The 2,603-nt window shown below is 41.8% G+C and carries 2 protein-coding genes and 2 pseudogenes; 1 reads left to right on the plus strand and 3 read right to left on the minus strand.

The window, feature by feature from the left end; genetic code table 11:
• Nucleotides 1–334: 334 nt before the first annotated feature.
• Nucleotides 335–871, minus strand: coding sequence for a tyrosine-type recombinase/integrase (locus tag AB4138_RS23775; RefSeq protein WP_372182038.1), 537 nt, complete (start codon nt 869–871; stop codon nt 335–337).
• Between the two features lie 61 nt (nt 872–932).
• Nucleotides 933–1,121: pseudogene (locus AB4138_RS23780) on the minus strand (transposase domain-containing protein); the annotation flags it as partial.
• Nucleotides 1,122–1,168: 47 nt separating this feature from the next.
• Here AB4138_RS23780 and AB4138_RS23785 point away from each other — a divergent pair.
• The gene (locus AB4138_RS23785) at nt 1,169–2,287 is read left to right on the plus strand and encodes an IS110 family transposase (protein ID WP_017070419.1); all 1,119 of its coding nucleotides are present in this window, start codon (nt 1,169–1,171) and stop codon (nt 2,285–2,287) included.
• 256 nt (nt 2,288–2,543) lie between these two features.
• Here the strand turns inward: AB4138_RS23785 and AB4138_RS23790 are convergent.
• Nucleotides 2,544–2,603 (minus strand): annotated as a pseudogene (locus tag AB4138_RS23790) (transposase); the annotation flags it as partial.

Consider the following 2,603-nt stretch of genomic DNA (forward strand, 5'->3'; position numbering starts at 1 on the left):
ATTTTATTGAGGTTTGACCGCCTTACGCCTTGGGAAAAAACTTTATCACAGAGTTACACCATAAGGTCGTAACTAGACAACTCATTTCAATTAAACAAAAACAGCTTGCTTTAAAAATTTCAATGAAAGCCTATAAATCAAAGAAGAAAAACGCGCGTTCCAACGTTTAATTTAAGCTTGTGTATACCTAATCTGTTCAAGGTCCTCTAAACCTTGGACAGATTAGTAGTATTTGCACTTAACGTATTGAAAATAATCAAGTGTAGCGGTGAATGGGTAACAACTTTCAGCGTAATAGCAATTGAAACACCTAAGTATTTAGGTTCCTTTTCGATTAACACTCAGTACCTTCTGAAAGCAACAATGCATCTTCTAATTCAACCCCAAGATAGCGGATTGTATTATCTACCTTGGTATGACCAAGTAGTAGCTGCACCGCTCGGATATTTTTCGTTTTTGCGTAGACTAACGTCGCTTTTGTTCGCCTCATCGAGTGAGTGCCATACAAGTTAGGATCCAACCCCAGATTAGAAGCCCATCTCCTCACTAAGTATCGATAGTACGAATAGCTATTCGGTTGTTGCTTTCGCCTTTGGCTTGGGAAAATAAAATTGCTGTCATGTAGCGAAGCCATCAAAATCCATTTCATTAGACTCTGTTGAGTTCTTGTCGTTATCTCAAATTGAACTTCAATATCTGTTTTGCGCTGGATATGCTTAACGCGGTTAAATATCCTATCTTGCGAAGATACATCGCAAACTCTGAGAACGAGCAAATCACTTGCTCTAAGTTTGCTATCAATAGCTAAGTTGAGCAACGCAAGCTGCATCAAATTATTTTCAATTTCTAATCTGGTTCTGATCCGCCAAATTTCCTCAAGCCGAAAAGGCTTTTTGACGGTAAACGCCCCATGAACCTACAGGGCGATATTACTAATGTTTGAAGTTCCAAGGTAGGAGCGCATCGATATCTGGCTCAGCTTTCGCTAGCTCCTTCATGCACTTGACCATGTAATCGTAGAGGATAAGCCCATTGGCTTTTGCGGTCTCGACAATGCTATAAAGCATTGCGCTCGCTTCGGCGCCATTAGGGTTGGTCGAGAAGAGCCAGATGGTATGACCTTATATACTTAGACTTACCTACTGGTGCGTTTTTGGAGGTCATCAATATGGAATCCGTCAACTATTCTGCTTATATTGGACTTGATGTGCACAAGGACACAATTGCTGTTGCGATTGCAAGTCCAGAGCGGCAGGGAGAAGTTCGATTTTATGGGAATATTTCTTCAGCAAAAGATGCCGTTATTCGTCTAATGAAGAAGCTAATCAAGCTTCACGGTACGATCCTTGTCTGCTACGAAGCGGGCCCAACAGGCTACGGTCTATATCGATTGTTACTTAGCATGAACATAGAGTGTACAGTTGTGGCTCCTTCTAGAATACCTAAGATATCAACCAACAAGATCAAAAATGATCATCGAGATGCCGTCGCTTTAGCGAGGTTGTTAAGAGCGGGTGAGTTAGTTGATATCTGGGTACCCGACCTGACACATGAAGCTATGCGAGATCTTGTGAGAGCCAGAAGCTGTGCAAAGAAAGATACTAAAGTTGCCAAGCAGCGAATCCAAAGTATTCTTCTGAGAACGGGTAAAAAGTATGAAAAGAAAATGTGGACTGTCCGCCATCGAGTATGGCTAGCCAACCAATCTTTCCCCTTAGCTTCTCAACAAATAGCTTATGAGCACTATCGACAAAGCTTGGAGCAAATAGAAAACCGTATTGAGCAATTAGACCAAGAAATTGATAGGTTACTTCCTAACTGGTCACTTTATAACTTGGTTAATCAACTGCAAGCTCTAAAAGGTGTCGGACGTACGATTGCAATCTCCGTAGTGGCTGAAGTGGGTGATTTCTCCCGATTTAGTAATCCGAAACAAATAATGGCATTCCTTGGCCTAATACCTGGTGAACACTCAAGTGGTAGTGTGACTCGTAAAGCAGGGATCACTAAAGCTGGAAATGTTGAGTTAAGACGACTTTTGTATGAGGCAGCATGGGCATATAGAAACAATGCTAAGGTCGGTAGCTGGTTAACTGCGAATCGACCAGATAGTGTTTGCCAAGAAGCCAAAGATATCTCCTGGAAAGCTCAGCAGCGATTATGCTTCCGTTACCGAAGCTTGGTAGCTAAAGGGAAAAAGTCACAAATAGCAATTACTGCTGTTGCGAGAGAGTTACTTGGATTCATGTGGGACATTGCTGTCACCACTCGAAATCAGAGAGTTTAAAATTTGCTTGGAAGTGAAGAAGCTCAGGTGAGTAATCCTCGTCAAGAATTTAAGTCGACCACTTGGTTAGATACTAGCAGCCAGATAGAGGTAAACTCATTACGAAAACCATGTTGGGGCTAAAGATCCCCGAATAAGAGTATGTATAACCCAAGTTATTGCTAATTCACTTTCAGGCAATTCTAATGTTGAAAGCATGCCTCGTCTCACAGAGGAGAGAGAGGTTTTGTCGAAAAACTTGAAAAAGGTCATAAGAGTTTTTCCTGCCAATGACCAGCGGCTTAATTGCGCGCTCTGCGCGATTATTATCGATAGA

Source organism: Vibrio sp. 10N.286.52.C3, from assembly GCF_041468865.1.
Lineage (GTDB): Bacteria > Pseudomonadota > Gammaproteobacteria > Enterobacterales > Vibrionaceae > Vibrio > Vibrio crassostreae_C.

Bases quoted from the DNA above. Each gene is read 5' to 3' on its own strand.
- AB4138_RS23785 (WP_017070419.1), top strand. From the start codon at position 1,169: ATGGAATCCGTCAACTATTCTGCTTATATTGGACTTGATGTGCACAAG.